Raw genomic sequence first — 13,005 nt, forward strand, 5'->3', positions numbered from 1 at the left:
CTACGAAGCCTGCGACGCCCCAGGCTTCGCCGAGATGCCCATCGCGGTCCTGGCCGAGACGCTCGCCCGCGACATGCGCCTTACCGGTGAGCTGGTCATCACCACCGCAGAGACCCTCGTCCCGGCCAACACCAGCGCCCAGCCCCCACTCGCTGACACCGGCTGACGCCGCCGCGTTACCTCCCCCGCGAAGCGGCGGGAGGGGGACCATCCGCCGAAGAGCGGATGGTGGAGGGGGCGAGCTACAGGCTCGGCAGATCGACTGGCCGTATTGGACTCCGCGGAGAGGGCTCGCCCCCTCCACCGCTCGCTCTGCGGCGAGCGGTCCCCCTCCCGCCGTCGTCTTCGCGACGGGGGAGGTTGCGCGCCACCGCTCGCCCCAAGCCTGAGTCCCAAAGGCCACAGCTCAGCGGCAAAGTCGCCGCGTGGGTTGACTTGGCGCCTGCAAAAGACGATGTGCCCCTCGCGTTCGCTTCGGCGGGCGCTATCGGCGCTCCAGCCGCGTGGGGCCCCAACCGGGGCTCAGCCTGTCGAGCGCAGAGAGACTTCTCATAGATCGCCCATCACGCGGGGCGCTTCCACACAGACCCGCGTCCCGCGCCCTCGATGCGATCGAGCCGGCGCGTTCGGCGCATGCTTGAAAGTTGTTATTTGACCCAATTTTCCGACTTCGGCCTGGCTCCGCAGCTCCTCAAGGCGCTGTCGCAGGAGGGCTACGAGAGCCCGACCCCGATCCAGGCCCAGGCCATTCCCGGCGTCATGGCCGGCCGCGACCTGCAGGGCATCGCCCAGACGGGCACCGGCAAGACCGCCGCCTTCGCGCTGCCCATCCTGCACCGCCTGGCCGCCGAGCGCCGCCGCGCGCCGCCCAAGAGCTGCCGCGTGCTGGTGCTGTCGCCCACCCGTGAGCTCGCCAGCCAGATCGGCGAGAGCTTCAAGACCTACGGCCGCCACCTGGGCGTCTCCGTCGCCGTCGTGTTCGGCGGGGTGAAGTACGGCGCCCAGCACCGCGCCATGGCGCCCGGCGTCGACGTGCTGGTGGCCACGCCCGGCCGCCTGCTCGACCACATGGGCGAGCGGACCATCTCGCTCGCGGGTGTCGAGACCTTCGTGCTCGACGAGGCCGACCAGATGCTGGACCTCGGCTTCGTGGTCCCGATCCGCAAGATCGTCGCCCAGATGCCCAAGCAGCGTCAGAACCTGTTCTTCTCGGCCACCATGCCGAACGAGATCGGCAAGCTGGCCGGCGAGCTGCTGCACGACCCGCTGCGCGTGTCGGTCGCCCCGCAGGCGACCACCGTCGAGAAGGTGAACCAGCGCGTCCTGTTCGTGGAGCAGGGCCGCAAGCGCGCCCTGCTGGCCGAGCTGTTCGACGACCCGGGCTTCAAGCGCGTCATCGTCTTCACCCGCACCAAGCGCGGCGCCGACCGCGTGGCGCGCGGCCTGGAGCAGGTGGGCGTCGAGGCCGCCTCGATCCACGGCGACAAGAGCCAGGGCCAGCGCGAACGCGCGCTCGCCGAGTTCAAGGCCGGCAAGGTCCGCGCCCTGGTCGCCACCGACATCGCCGCGCGCGGCATCGACATCGATGCAGTGAGCCACGTGGTGCAGTTCGAGCTGCCCAATGTTCCGGAAAGCTATGTTCACCGGATCGGCCGCACCGCGCGGGCCGGGGCCGACGGCTCGGCCGTGGCCTTCTGCGCCGACGACGAGCGCAACCTGCTGAAGGACATCCAGAAGGTGACGCGCCAGACCATCCCGTCCTTCGACCGGCGCAACGACCGCCAGCTGGGCGCGGCCACCGCCGCCCTGCCCGATCCGGGCGGCAAGGCCGAGCGGCCCGATACCCGGGGCCACGGCAATGGGGGCCAGAGGAACGGCGCCCAGCCGCACCGCAATTCGCACAAGCCGAAGCGCAACCGAAACCACGGCGGCGGCGGCCAGAACGGTCACCGTCACGACGGCGCGCCGGCCCGCTCGGCCGAAGGCCAGCGCCCCACCTTCAAGGGCCCCAGCCGAGGCGGCCACGGGGGCGGCAACGGACGGGGCGGCCAGGGCGGCGGCTCCGGCCGGTCCGGCGTCTGGTCGAACCGCTGAGTCGGGGCATAGGCGGCGCCGTCCGCAGGCCCTGAGGCGCGAAGCCCCTCGCCTGCGGCGCCGTTTACGTCGTAATTGTCTCCGGCGCCGCTGGACCGGCGCGTCGGGGGCGGCATGGACGGAACCGACCTGATCGAGGCCGACGAGGCCGATCTGCTGTCCGAGGCGGCGATCGAGCGCCTGCGCGCCCACCCGCGGTTCCGCGAGGCCGTCGAGGCCTTCGCCGCTGGAGCGCTCGTCGACTACCGCGGGCAGGATGCGGTCAGCCGGTGGCTGCACCGCGACCTGGGCCGTGCGGCGCTCTATCTCGCGGCCCTGATGCTCGACAGCACGCCCGAGGGCCTGACCTTCGCGCGCCTGGCCCAGGCGGCGGCGGACGCCCAGATTTGCAGCCGAGGCCGCGCGCTGGCCTTCACCCAGTACGCCCTGGCCGCGGGGCGGATGACCATCGAGCCGCCGGGATTCCAGCCCTGGGCGCGCCGGCGGCTGACCCTGTCGCCGGAGTTCATGCGCCCGACGCGCGCGCGCCTAGTGGACGCCTTCGCCGCAACCGCGATCCTGGCGCCGGAGGTCTCCGAAGCCCTGCCGCGCCTGGACTCCGATGAGGTCATCGGCCGGGCGGCCGGCGTCCTGGCCGCCCTGCTCAAGCTCCGCCCCGAGCTGAACCGCAATCCCGGCGGGCCGCTGCGGCAGATCTTCATCGGCCGCGACGGCGGCATGCGGATCCTGCAGCACCTGATGCTGAGCCAGCCGCCGGACCGCCCGCGGCTGATGGCGGCAGCGCCCTTGAGCCGCGCGGAGCTGGCGCGCTGCTACAGCGTCTCGCGAACCCATGTGAACCGGCTGCTGGCCGAGGCGGCGGTTGCAGGGGCCCTGACGCTCACCTCGCCCGGCCAGGTCGCCTTCAGCGCCGCCTTCTCCGACGAGGTCGAGGCCTATTTCGCCGGCATGATCCAGGTGAACCGGGTGGTGGCGCGGATGCTGATGGACGCGCCCGCCTGACGGGACTCAGGACCGGTAGTCGCCGTTGATCTCGACGTAGCGCTTGGTGAGGTCGCAGGTCCAGATGCTGGCCGCGCCGCGGCCCATGCCCACGTCGACGCTGACCTCCAGCTCCTTCCTCTTCATGTAGGCGCTCATCTTGGCCTCGTCGTAGGTGGGCGAGACCAGGCCGTCCTGGGCGGCGACCAGGGGCCCGAACTTCACGCTCATGGAATCGCGGTCCACCGGTTCGTCGGCGCGGCCAACGGCCATGACGATGCGGCCCCAGTTGGCGTCCTCGCCGGCGAAGGCGGTCTTGACCAGCGGGCTTTCGGCGATGGTGCGGGCGATCTTGCGGGCCGAGGCGTGGCTCTCGGCGCCGGTGACGGTGACCTTGATGAACTTGCTGGCGCCCTCGCCGTCGCGGACCAGCTGGTGGGCGAGGTCCATCAGCACGCCCTCGAGCTTGTCGCGGAAGTCGGCCAGGCGGCGGTCGCCGGCCCGGCCGATGCGGGGCGCGCCCGACTGGCCGGTGGCGAACAGCAGAAGCGTGTCGTTGGTCGAGCGGTCGCCGTCCACCGTCACCGCGTTGAAGGTGTTGCGGACGTAGAGGTTGACCAGGTTCTGCAGCGCCGCCGGCGAGATCGCCGCGTCGGTGACCACGAAGGCCAGCATGGTGGCCATGTCCGGCGCGATCATGCCGGAGCCCTTGCAGACGCCGCTGATCCGCACCCGCGTCCCGTCGATGTCGGCGACCGCAGTCGCGCCCTTGGCGAAGGTGTCGGTGGTCATGATGGCGCCGGCCGCGGCCGCCCAGCCGTCGCGGGCCAGGCGGTGCTCCACCTCCGGCAGGCGATGGGTGATCTTGGCGTCGTCCAGCAGGACGCCGATGACGCCGGTGGAGGCCACCATCACGTCGCGCTGGCGGCAGTCGAAGCGCTTGGCGGCGGCCGAGCAGACGCGGCGCACCGCGTCGGCGCCCGGGCGGCCGGTGAAGGAGTTGGCGCAGCCGGCGTTGACCACCAGGGCGCGCACGCCCTCGCCCTTGGTCATCTCCAGGTGCCGCTTGCACCAGTCCACCGGCGCGGAGCCGACGCCATGACGGGTGAAGACACCCGCGCAGCTCGCGCCCTCCGGGAAATGCATCACCAGCAGGTCGTCGCGCTCGTGCTTGTAGAAGCCGGCGCGCGCGGTCCCCATCTCGACGCCGGCCACCGGCGGCATCTTCGGGAACGGCACGGCCAGCGGCGAGACGGGCATCGCGCCCTTCGCGGGCTTGGCCGCAGCCGGCGCGGCGGCCGGCTTGCCGGTGGCGCGCTTGATCGCCGTGGTGAAGGGATCGAGCGCATGCTCGATCGCCTGGGCCGCGGCCTCCACCGGGCGGGCGGCCGCCTCCAGCACCTTGGCCGACGGGCGGGCGGAACGGGACTTGGGCGGCGTCTTACTCACTTCTTGGCCCCTTTCGGCGGAGCGGCGGGCGGGGGCGCTGTCGCCGGAGCGGCGGGCGCGGCTTTCGGCGCATCGGCCGGGGGGATCGCCTGGCCGGGGCCGTCGGACTTGACCATCACCTCGACCTTGGCGCGGCCGCGCAGCTTTTCCAGCAGGTCGCGGATCTGGTCGTAGGTCAGGAAGCGCACGATCTGCGGCCGGGCCGCCTCCAGCGCGATCGGCTGCTCCTCGCGGCGATCCTCGACCTTCAGGACGGCGAAGCCGCCGGCGACGGGGAACGGCCCGACGATCTGGCCGGTCTTGGCGGTCTTCAGCGCCGCCGCATAGGCCTCGGGCATGACGTCGACGGTGAAGTAGCCCAGGTCGCCGCCGTTGAAGCGGGTGGCCGGGTCGATGGACTTCTCCAGGGCCAGCGTCTCGAAGGCGGCGCCGGAGGCCAGCAGCTTCTTCACCGCCTCGGCCTCAGGGGCTGTGGCGGTGACGATCTGGCGGGCGTGGATCTCCTCCGAGCGCTTCGCGAGCTTCAGCTGCTCCTGGTAGAGGCTGCGCACGGCGTTGTCGTTGACCGCGTCGGAGACCACGCTCTCCACCAGCATGTCGCCCAGCACCCGCTCGCGGGCGGCGGCCAGGCGGCGCTGGGCGGCGGGGTCCTTGTCGAGCTTGCGCTTGATCGCCTCGGCGGCCAGCAGGCGCTGGTCCACCACCTCTTCCAGCACCCGGTGGAACAGGTCGGAGGAGACGTCCAGCGGCTCGCCTTCGCCGATCAGCCCCTGGGCCACCGCCTCGCGCTTGACGTCGGAGGCCCAGATCGCAGCCCCGTCGACCTTGGCCACCGCGCGGTCGCCGCGGCCCGGCGCCGGCTCGGCGCCGCCGCCCTTGCCGCAGGCGCTGAGCCCCAGGGCCGCGACGGCCAGCAGGGCCGCCAGCAGGACGGGCCGGGAGCACAGGATGGCGGCCATGCGGTTCATCCTCGAAACGGACGGAAGTTTCGCCCCGCGGAAAGACCCCCTGGGAGCCGCCGCCGGACGTGTCCCGTCCCTAGCCATTTACGCCTCGGGATGCAAAGGTTGCGCCCGGACGCGGCCGCCCGCGCGGCGCGCACGCCACCCCTCGGCGCCCTGGCGCCTGGGCCGGTCATATTCAGGAGGATCATTTCCAGATGCGCGAAGCCGTTATTGTCTCCTACGCCCGCACCGGCCTGGCCAAGTCCGCCCGGGGCGGATTCAACATCACGCCGACCGTCTCCATCGCCGCCCATTCGGTGAAGCATGCGGTCGCCAAGGCCGGCATCGAGCCGTCGGCGGTCGAGGACGTGTTCATGGGCAATGTGGCCCACGGCGGCGGCAACCTGGCGCGCCAGGCGGGCCTGCTGGGCGGCCTGCCGATCACCACCTCGGGCGTGACGGTGAACCGCTTCTGCTCGTCGGGCCTGCAGACCATCGGCATGGCCGCCAACTATGTGCGCAACGACGGCGCCGAGGTGGTGGTGGCCGGCGGGGTGGAAAGCATCTCCATGCCCAACATGGGGGCCGGCAAGGACAACTTCGATCCGGAACTGACCAAGATCGCGCCGGCGCTCTTCATGGCCATGATCGACACCGCCGACATCGTGGCCGAACGCTACAAGCTCAGCCGCGAGTACCAGGACGAATATTCGCTGGAGAGCCAGCGGCGCATGGCCGCCGCCCAGCAGGCCGGCAAGTTCAAGGACGAGATCGTCCCGATGAAGACCAAGATGAAGGTGGTCAACAAGGAGACGAAGGAAGAGAGCATCGTCGACTACACGGTCGATCGCGACGAGTGCAACCGGCCCGACACCTCCATGGAGGGCCTGGCCAAGCTGGAGCCGGTGAAGGGTCCGGGCAAGTACATCACCGCCGGCAACGCCAGCCAGCTTTCCGACGGCTCGGCCGCGGTGGTGATCATGGAGGCCAAGGAGGCGCAGCGCCGCGGCCTGGAGCCCATGGGCGTCTTCAAGGGCTGGGCGGTGGCCGGCTGCGAGCCCGACGAGATGGGCATCGGCCCGGTGTTCGCCATCCCGCGCCTTCTGGAACGCCACGGGCTGAAGGTCGACGACATCGACCTGTGGGAGCTGAACGAGGCCTTCGCCAGCCAGTGCCTCTACAGCCGCGACAAGCTGGGCATCGACCCGGAGAAGTACAATGTGAACGGCGGCTCCATCGCCATCGGCCACCCCTTCGGCATGACCGGCGCGCGCCTGGCCGGCCATGTGCTGCAGGAAGGCAAGCGCCGCGGCGCCAAGAACGTGGTGGTGTCGATGTGCATCGGCGGCGGGATGGGCGGCGCGGGCCTGTTCGAGGTCTTCTGAGCCACGACGACTGCAAACGCGGATCGGCCCTCCTTCGGGAGGGCCTTTTCGTGAGCGGAGGGAGCCATGCAGGCCTTCGACTATCTCTCGGTGCTGCTGTCGATCGTCCTGGGGCTGGGGCTGACGCAGTTGCTCTCGGCGGTCGCCCGCTGGATGGAGCTGCGCCATGAGGTGAAGCCCTATGCGCCGGCGGCCATCTGGGCCGTGTTCCTGATGGTCGTGCTGGTCCAGACCTGGTGGTCGATGTTCGGCATGCGCGGCAGGGCGGCGTGGAGCTTCCTGCAGTTCTGCGTGGTCCTGGCCCAGCCGACCCTGTTGTACCTGCTGACCGCGCTCGCCCTGCCCGGGCCGCAGTCCGAGGAGCGCGACCTGGAGCGCTTCTTCTTCCGCCATCGCAGCTGGTTCTTCGGCCTGCTGATGGCCCTGCTGGTGGTGAGCGTCAGCAAGGACCTGGTGCTCGGCCACCGCCTGCCGTCCACCCCGAACCTGGCGTTCCAGGCGGTGTTCTTCATCGGCGCCGTGGTGGCCCTGGTGGTGCGGCGCAACGGGGTCCAGCTGCTGATCGCCATCATCGCGCTGGTGCTGATGCTGGCCTACATCGCCACCCTGTTCGCCAACCTGGCCTGATCCGCCCGGCCGACACCGGCGGCGCCGGTCAAAAATGGCCATGGCGAATTCCTGGCGGTCGTATTGAAATGACCCCGCGCGCTGCGCGCCCGGGGGGGCACAGATGAATCGATTTGGTTTCGGACTGGCCGCAGGTCTCGCGCTCGCCTGCGCGGGCGCGGCCCTGGCCTATCCGTTCAACAAGGACGGCGATCACTATGAGACCGGCTGGACGGTGCTGGTGCAGGGCGAGCAGCTCTGCCTGGACCCCTATGTCCGCCCGTCGGAGCGGGAAATCGAGTGCCGCTCACGGCCGGCCCGGTAGGCGTCTAGCCGGAGCCGCGCCAGGCGGGCCCGGGCGGCGTCTTGGAGACATCGCCGCAAGCCGCCACCGCCGGGCCGGGCAGGTCGCGCCAGCGGCGGGCGAGGTCCGGGCTGAGGCCCAGGGCGCGGCAGGTGGCGACCACATGGTCGTCCAGCGGCTGCCGGCCGAAGGCGGGGTCGCTGATGTGGCGGTCCAGCCATTCTTCCAGCCGGTCGAGCAGGAGGCCGCAGGGATCGTCGGCCCCATTCTCCGTTTCCGGCGGGTCGGCCGGCTCGTGCTCGGCCCAGATCACCCGCTCGACGGCGTCGTGCAGTTCTTCGGCGCGCGCATCGATCCGCGCCTCATCGGCGGGGGTGAGCGGCGCCGGCGCCTGCCAGGTCGGCTGGAGGCGCCGCCGGGGCGTCTCGCGGTCGGCCTCCAGCACCTCCAGCCGCAGCTTCGCCTTCAGCGCCAGGCTCTGGCGGTAGGACCGCGCCATCCGCTGGTAGCTGCGCGCCAGCGCGTTGGCGGCGTCAGGATCCTCCGCCGCCTGGGCCCGCGCCGCGAAGTCCCGCGCCATGGCCAGGTCGAGCGCGGCGAGCTCGGAGAGCCCGGCGGCCTCGGCTTCGGTGATGGCGAGCGCGTCCGACATGCGATGGAGAGTGGATCAGATGGGTGCGTCAGAATCGGACGTAGGGGCGCTCAGCGCAGCCAGTTTTCCACTTTCAGGCCGGCCACCCGGCGGAACTCCCGCTCGTTGTCGGTGACCAGAACGCAATCGGCGGAAAGGGCGTGTGCCGCAATGAGCATGTCGTTGCCGGCTATCGGCGCGCCGGCGGCCTCCAATTCGGCGCGCAGCTTGGCGTAAGCGCGGTCGGCAGGCTCCTCGAACGGAAGGATTTGAACAGCCGACAGGACGCGTTCCAACTGCGCCGACAGGCGAGGCGATCCCTTCTTCTCCGCGCCGAACCTCAGTTCGGCCGCGACGATGACGCTGGCGCAGACCGCGCCTTCGCCCACCTCTGCGATCCGCGCGGCCACCATCCCATGGGGATTGCGGACGAGGTCCGACAGGATGTTGGTGTCGAGCAGGTACGGCACGGATACTGGCCAGGTCAGAGCGAAACTGCGTCGGGCGGCGGATCATCGATCTGCGGGAAGTCCTCTTCGAGCGGGGACAACTCCGCGAGAACCGCCAGCAGCGACCTGGGCGGCGCAGCCTCGATGATCAGCCGGTCGCCGTCGCGATGCATGATCGCGTCCTCACCGGGAAGTTCGAATTCACGCGGGATGCGGACCGCCTGGTTACGGCCGTTCTTGAAGAGCTTCACGTGGCGGTGGACGGTCATGGCGTTCTTGTAGCATATGCTATGGCATATGCCAAAGCGCGCAGGGAGACCGTCCAGTCACCCGCGATTGGTGACAGTGTTTCGGTGACAGTGCGCTCAATTGGCGGCTGGACCACCTCGCGCCAAGGTCGCGATGACCCGGTGGCGGATTAGTTGCACTGTCACCGTAACCCTGGGGAGCGTCGCAGCAGGGTGACGAAGTCGATCCCATTCAGGGGTTGCATCGAAAGATCGGTGATCACCAGGTTCACGGAATGCCGGCTCAGAAGGGCCAATCCGTCCATGCCGTCGATGGCCTGGTGGATCTGCCTGACACCGACGGCGCTCAGGACGTTCGCCAGCAGGGTCCGCATATGAACGTTGTCGTCCACCAACAAGACGCTGAGCAGATCAAATCGCATGGGCGCTGGGTCAAACTCCTGTCGTTCAGGTCAAGGAGCCATCTCGCGCGCCCATGGGGAGCTTCTGAAGCCGGCGCGGCAGATGGAACCGAGTCCGTCTCATCGACAGACGCCCTCAAGTTGCCGTCCCGGTCGGGGTGCGGGCTCAAGGTCACACCGATCCGCGACCGGGGAAAACGATCGGCTCTCTGACGGTAGCTGAGCGAAGGGGAACAGGGTCTGCACCGGCACGTCCAGGGCCTTGCTGATTTGCCAAACGACCGCTGCTCCTATCTCCGCAGCGCCCTTCTCATAGTCGCGAATTTGGAATGGCGAACACCCCGTCGCCTCCGCGAGTTGCGAGCGGCTCAAGCCAGCCACGCGCCGTAGAACCTCAATCCTTGCGCCAAGGCAGAAATTTAACGCTTTCACCGCCCGGCCTTCCTTGTTTCGAAGTCGCGATAAACGAAGAGCCCCGACGGGGGCGCCGGGGCTCAAGGTTCCTGACGGTCGGGTTCAGGCGGCGCTGGGGACCATCGCTGCGCGTCGACGACGCATCAGCACGCCCATTCCGCCAAACCCGATGATCATCAGGGCCCAGCTGCCCGGCTCAGGTACGCCGGGGGTACAATCCACGCCAACCGTGCAGAAATCGCGGCCAGCGACCGTGAAGGTCGGGCCGAGCGGCGCCGTGGAGTCGGAGATGTCGGCCGAGAACCACCAGCCACCCGTGAAGCCATCGACCGGATTGCCGCCCACCGTCGAGGTGAAGTAGGCGCCGTCGGTGGCGTTTTGAAGGAAGGAAATGCCGGTTGTGTTGTAGACGTCGAATTCCAGCGGGCCGTCCAGCGAGTTGTTCCCGTTCCCGCGGCCGACGAAACTATATTGGATGGCGTCGGTAAAGTTGGTGAAGGGGTGCTGGTCGAAGGTCCCATCCGGTGTGAACGACAGGCCGGCGAGACCCGAGGGTTGAACGAAGCCCACTGTGCTCTGGGTCGGATCGACCAGGTTGAACGCAAATGTCACGTGGACGCCAGTGTCGACAAACGACTGGACGGTCGGGTCGAGCTGAACCAACACATCGACGAAGTCGCCGTGGAGGGCGTCGTTCTCGTCGGTCAGGGTGACGGTTCCATAGGACGCCGGCGCGACCGATCCATTGGCGTCATACACCAACTGGGTGATGTATTGCGCGGCGGACGCGGAGCCGGCGAGCGCGAGCAAAGTCGCCGCGGAAACGACCGTGGCAGCCTGCGCAAGATATTTCTTCATGATTTCCCCCAGCACTGAGCGGCTGAATATCATAATATCTTAATATATAGAAATAGTGGCGTGAACCGGGTTCGCTTCCCAGGCGAGTCGCTGTCGCAAAGAGGCTGGACCACGCAAGGCGGCGCGTGCTTCTGTGGATTCCCGACGTAACGGGCGCGTTCAGCGGACAGGGAGGTTCGCTCGCCTATTCGGGAAAACCGCGAAAAATGGAGCGTCACCGAGCGGCGTGCTCGTGGCGCCCGGTCCAGCCGGACCGCTCAGTTCGGTAAGGGCGCCCTATGGATCGCGTTCGTCATGATCGCGTCCGTCGCGAGACTTCAGACCCCTGATCGCTTCCAACGGCCTCGTCGTCGCTTCGCTGATCAAGGGGTCGCGGCGATCCCAAAATCTGCTCGAAAGCATCCTCCAACAGGAACGCCACAGCATGCCTGAAGTGCGTTGTGGCCGCAGCGTAGAAGATCGACCGTCCCTCGCGACGGGCGGAGACGAGGCCGGCGTTCGCCAAGACACTGAGATTCGCCGAGGTTGTGCTCTGCGCCTGGCCCGTCTGGCGGGCGACCTCACCTGCCGACACACCCTCCGACCCGGCGGTAACCAGGAGGCGGAAGATGGCGAGACGTCCCTCGTGGCCGAGGGCGCCATAGACTCTAGCCGTTCCCGCAGCGTCCATTCAGCGCCCTTCCTCGCCTCTTCACCGAGGCCCGGAGAAGGGTAGCGCGCGTGATCTGACTCGTCGAGGAACGGGAGGGCCGGACGTTCGGATGACGGCTCGGCTGTCGATCGATAGATCGTCGTAACGCATGGATCGCCGCGCGAGGCGCCACGACCTAAATCACCCGCGGCACCCATCCCGGCCGCGGGTCCTTCGTATACGGAGACTCGAACGGCTGAATCTGAAGCACCTCTCGGACCTTATCGACCCGGACAGCCCACAGTGGATCCCAGGAGACGCGGAGCAGCGGTGGCGTCGCACGGCCGTGCGCCCAGCCCTTCAGGATGCAATCCAGCAGGACCTCCACATTGGCGGGAGGATTCATCGCCGCCGACGTCAGGGTGACAGCGCTGGCCAGGGCGGAATAGTGGTGCCCTACCTGACCCATCAGGAAGCCGCCGTACGCTACCCGATCGAGCCCGCGTGACGTGTAGCCGGCCACCAAGGCCCACAACGGCATGGACTGGATCACCTCGACATTGATGTAGTTGAGCGGTGAAGGCATGTGTCGGAGGTAGGGCAGGACACTCGACCAGTAGGGATCAAATAGCGGGCTCTTCGCCCTCAGGAGCTCTTCACTCAGCGCATAGCCCAGCGCCGCGGGTGGGAAACGAGAAAGCCATTCGACGTCATAGGGCTTGGCGTTTCCCTGGGCCGCCGCCTCCACGACGCCCGGAAACTCCAGGGCGGCGGCCGCCATGCGACGATTTATATGCGGGTCCAGTTCCCCGGCCAGCACCATCATCTCTTGGGCGAACCGACGATGAGCGCCTGCGACCGGCGTGGCGATATCCCAGAACGCACTCCACCATGTCGACGATAGGACGAGGGGCTCAAGCGTAGGCGCCGATGGCGGGTGAATTCTGTTGCCAAGCCAGCCGGCTGCGACAGCGTCATAGATGACCGCCATACGCTCCGGCGCGGCCGCCGCCGCATGCACCGCCGCCGCCGCCAGGGCGCGCAATCCCTGGCCGGTCACGCTCTGACGCAGGTCCCGCGCCAGCGCGCCGACATCGTGTGGGTCGGCGGCCGCCATGCCTTCGAAAACCTCTCGTTCGGCCTTTGCCAAGCTGTCCTCCGGCTCACGCCAATAGCGTATGACAAGATGCTCGCAGTCCAGGCTTTGCCACGTCAACCTCACTTCGCTTGCCAATTGAGGGCGCTGGGCGCGCATGATCTGCCGTGTCACTCGACATTCGACGAGCCCGCCTCCCCAAGAGATCCGATGCCCACGAGACTGAGCGTCGGCCCCTCGTCAGCGTTGAGGAGGTTGGCGGGCTCCAGGAACCAATTCGGCCATTGGCGCCTGCGGCGTCAGCGAGTGTGACATGAAGCCCGGTAGCACGCCGGCACTGTCCGCTTTCTGGCTTGCGTCCGAGTTCCGCCGTTGGCGCGGGTCAGACGCATAGGCCCACGCCCCCATCGGCAGAGGAGGGTCAAAGAGAACACTCGAGCGCGCCTGTCGCACGCGCGATTTTCGACCTCCAGGACGTGACCTCGACATGAACGGGCGCGGGAGTAAGCTGCGC

At 68.7% G+C, this 13,005-nt stretch carries 15 protein-coding genes; 5 read left to right on the top strand and 10 right to left on the bottom strand.

Going from position 1 to position 13,005, the window contains the following annotated elements:
- Nucleotides 1-651: 651 nt before the first annotated feature.
- Both VGL85_RS05190 and VGL85_RS05195 read left to right on the top strand, forming a co-directional pair.
- Nucleotides 652-2,094, top strand: a complete 1,443-nt coding sequence (locus VGL85_RS05190; RefSeq protein WP_331586702.1) for a DEAD/DEAH box helicase — start codon at nucleotides 652-654, stop codon at nucleotides 2,092-2,094.
- Nucleotides 2,095-2,208: 114 nt separating this feature from the next.
- The gene (locus VGL85_RS05195) at nucleotides 2,209-3,096 is read left to right on the top strand and encodes a hypothetical protein (protein WP_331586704.1); all 888 of its coding nucleotides are present in this window, start codon (nucleotides 2,209-2,211) and stop codon (nucleotides 3,094-3,096) included.
- A gap of 6 nt (nucleotides 3,097-3,102) precedes the next feature.
- Here VGL85_RS05195 and argJ read toward each other — a convergent pair whose 3' ends face one another.
- The gene (gene argJ, locus VGL85_RS05200) at nucleotides 3,103-4,314 is read right to left on the bottom strand and encodes a bifunctional glutamate N-acetyltransferase/amino-acid acetyltransferase ArgJ (RefSeq protein ID WP_414695183.1); all 1,212 of its coding nucleotides are present in this window, start codon (nucleotides 4,312-4,314) and stop codon (nucleotides 3,103-3,105) included.
- A gap of 206 nt (nucleotides 4,315-4,520) precedes the next feature.
- Nucleotides 4,521-5,483, bottom strand: coding sequence for a peptidyl-prolyl cis-trans isomerase (locus VGL85_RS05205; protein ID WP_331586706.1), 963 nt, complete (start codon nucleotides 5,481-5,483; stop codon nucleotides 4,521-4,523).
- Between the two features lie 200 nt (nucleotides 5,484-5,683).
- On the opposite strand from VGL85_RS05205, the gene VGL85_RS05210 reads away from it, so the two are divergent.
- From VGL85_RS05210 to VGL85_RS05220, 3 genes are all read left to right on the top strand, one after another.
- Nucleotides 5,684-6,853 (top strand): acetyl-CoA C-acyltransferase, encoded by a 1,170-nt coding sequence (locus VGL85_RS05210; protein ID WP_331586708.1) that lies wholly within the window; start codon nucleotides 5,684-5,686, stop codon nucleotides 6,851-6,853.
- 66 nt (nucleotides 6,854-6,919) lie between these two features.
- Nucleotides 6,920-7,480 (top strand): hypothetical protein, encoded by a 561-nt coding sequence (locus tag VGL85_RS05215; RefSeq protein ID WP_331586710.1) that lies wholly within the window; start codon nucleotides 6,920-6,922, stop codon nucleotides 7,478-7,480.
- A gap of 103 nt (nucleotides 7,481-7,583) precedes the next feature.
- Nucleotides 7,584-7,784: a hypothetical protein gene (locus tag VGL85_RS05220; RefSeq protein WP_331586712.1), complete on the top strand. Its 201-nt coding sequence runs from the start codon at nucleotides 7,584-7,586 to the stop codon at nucleotides 7,782-7,784.
- A gap of 4 nt (nucleotides 7,785-7,788) precedes the next feature.
- Here VGL85_RS05220 and VGL85_RS05225 read toward each other — a convergent pair whose 3' ends face one another.
- The 8 genes from VGL85_RS05225 to VGL85_RS05255 form a co-directional block, all read right to left on the bottom strand.
- A complete protein-coding gene (locus VGL85_RS05225) occupies nucleotides 7,789-8,415 on the bottom strand; it encodes a hypothetical protein (protein WP_331586714.1) in 627 nt (208 codons plus the stop codon).
- 50 nt (nucleotides 8,416-8,465) lie between these two features.
- Complete coding sequence (locus tag VGL85_RS05230) at nucleotides 8,466-8,864, bottom strand: type II toxin-antitoxin system VapC family toxin (protein ID WP_331586716.1); 399 nt, start codon at nucleotides 8,862-8,864, stop codon at nucleotides 8,466-8,468.
- A 14-nt stretch (nucleotides 8,865-8,878) separates the two neighbouring features.
- Nucleotides 8,879-9,112, bottom strand: a complete 234-nt coding sequence (locus VGL85_RS05235) for an AbrB/MazE/SpoVT family DNA-binding domain-containing protein (protein ID WP_331586718.1) — start codon at nucleotides 9,110-9,112, stop codon at nucleotides 8,879-8,881.
- 161 nt (nucleotides 9,113-9,273) lie between these two features.
- Nucleotides 9,274-9,513, bottom strand: coding sequence for a response regulator (locus VGL85_RS05240; protein ID WP_331586720.1), 240 nt, complete (start codon nucleotides 9,511-9,513; stop codon nucleotides 9,274-9,276).
- Nucleotides 9,514-9,612: 99 nt separating this feature from the next.
- Nucleotides 9,613-9,924 carry a helix-turn-helix domain-containing protein gene (locus VGL85_RS22140; RefSeq protein WP_414695184.1) on the bottom strand — a complete coding sequence of 104 codons (312 nt, stop codon included), beginning with the start codon at nucleotides 9,922-9,924 and terminating at the stop codon, nucleotides 9,613-9,615.
- Between the two features lie 84 nt (nucleotides 9,925-10,008).
- Nucleotides 10,009-10,764, bottom strand: coding sequence for a PEPxxWA-CTERM sorting domain-containing protein (locus VGL85_RS05245; protein ID WP_331586722.1), 756 nt, complete (start codon nucleotides 10,762-10,764; stop codon nucleotides 10,009-10,011).
- 292 nt (nucleotides 10,765-11,056) lie between these two features.
- Entirely contained in the window at nucleotides 11,057-11,434 is a 378-nt protein-coding gene (locus VGL85_RS05250; protein WP_331586724.1) for a metalloregulator ArsR/SmtB family transcription factor, read from the bottom strand.
- Between the two features lie 157 nt (nucleotides 11,435-11,591).
- The gene (locus tag VGL85_RS05255) at nucleotides 11,592-12,650 is read right to left on the bottom strand and encodes a hypothetical protein (protein ID WP_331586726.1); all 1,059 of its coding nucleotides are present in this window, start codon (nucleotides 12,648-12,650) and stop codon (nucleotides 11,592-11,594) included.
- Nucleotides 12,651-13,005 lie beyond the last annotated feature (355 nt).

This window comes from Phenylobacterium sp. (genome assembly GCF_036501465.1).
Lineage (GTDB): Bacteria > Pseudomonadota > Alphaproteobacteria > Caulobacterales > Caulobacteraceae > Phenylobacterium.

Bases quoted from the DNA above. Each gene is read 5' to 3' on its own strand.
- VGL85_RS05195 (WP_331586704.1), top strand. From the start codon at position 2,209: ATGGACGGAACCGACCTGATCGAGGCCGACGAGGCCGATCTGCTGTCC.
- VGL85_RS05205 (WP_331586706.1), bottom strand. From the start codon at position 5,483: ATGGCCGCCATCCTGTGCTCCCGGCCCGTCCTGCTGGCGGCCCTGCTG.
- VGL85_RS05210 (WP_331586708.1), top strand. From the start codon at position 5,684: ATGCGCGAAGCCGTTATTGTCTCCTACGCCCGCACCGGCCTGGCCAAG.
- VGL85_RS05215 (WP_331586710.1), top strand. From the start codon at position 6,920: ATGCAGGCCTTCGACTATCTCTCGGTGCTGCTGTCGATCGTCCTGGGG.
- VGL85_RS05220 (WP_331586712.1), top strand. From the start codon at position 7,584: ATGAATCGATTTGGTTTCGGACTGGCCGCAGGTCTCGCGCTCGCCTGC.
- VGL85_RS05225 (WP_331586714.1), bottom strand. From the start codon at position 8,415: ATGTCGGACGCGCTCGCCATCACCGAAGCCGAGGCCGCCGGGCTCTCC.
- VGL85_RS05235 (WP_331586718.1), bottom strand. From the start codon at position 9,112: ATGACCGTCCACCGCCACGTGAAGCTCTTCAAGAACGGCCGTAACCAG.
- VGL85_RS05240 (WP_331586720.1), bottom strand. From the start codon at position 9,513: ATGCGATTTGATCTGCTCAGCGTCTTGTTGGTGGACGACAACGTTCAT.
- VGL85_RS05245 (WP_331586722.1), bottom strand. From the start codon at position 10,764: ATGAAGAAATATCTTGCGCAGGCTGCCACGGTCGTTTCCGCGGCGACT.
- VGL85_RS05250 (WP_331586724.1), bottom strand. From the start codon at position 11,434: ATGGACGCTGCGGGAACGGCTAGAGTCTATGGCGCCCTCGGCCACGAG.
- VGL85_RS05255 (WP_331586726.1), bottom strand. From the start codon at position 12,650: ATGCGCGCCCAGCGCCCTCAATTGGCAAGCGAAGTGAGGTTGACGTGG.